Below are 455 nucleotides of genomic sequence, written 5' to 3'. Positions count from 1 at the left end.
GTTCGCCTGCGTATGCATTTTGTTTCGATGACGAAAGGCATTGGCGCGACGCTTGACAAGATTTGGGCGTAAACGTATGTTTCAAACAACTGTTTGACCGCTATAAAAACTCAACGCGGTTGTTCATTCCCGGTTACATCAGCAGAGGTTTATCGCTATGCCTGACTACAAGGCCCCCTTGCGTGATATTCGCTTCGTTCGTGACGAGCTGCTCGGCTATGAGGCGCATTATCAGAGCCTCCCGGCTTGCCAGGACGCCACTCCGGACATGGTTGACGCCATTCTCGAGGAAGGTGCCAAGTTTTGTGAGCAGGTGCTGGCTCCGCTGAACCGTGTGGGCGACCTGGAAGGTTGCACCTGGAGTGAATCCGGCGTTAAGACCCCTACCGGCTTCAAGGAAGCCTACAAGCAATTCGTCGAAGGCGGCTGGCCAAGCCTGGCTCACGACGTTGAGC

General features: G+C 54.7%; 1 pseudogene. It reads left to right on the top strand.

The window, feature by feature from the left end:
* Positions 1-157: 157 nt before the first annotated feature.
* A pseudogene (locus JWG88_RS21315) lies at positions 158-455 on the top strand (acyl-CoA dehydrogenase N-terminal domain-containing protein); the annotation flags it as partial.

Origin of the sequence: Desulfopila inferna, from assembly GCF_016919005.1 — a bacterium.
In the GTDB taxonomy this organism is placed as follows: Bacteria; Desulfobacterota; Desulfobulbia; order Desulfobulbales; family Desulfocapsaceae; genus Desulfopila_A; species Desulfopila_A inferna.
The sequence above is the reverse complement of the archived record's forward strand: the minus strand, read 5'-3'. Positions and strand labels throughout refer to the sequence as shown.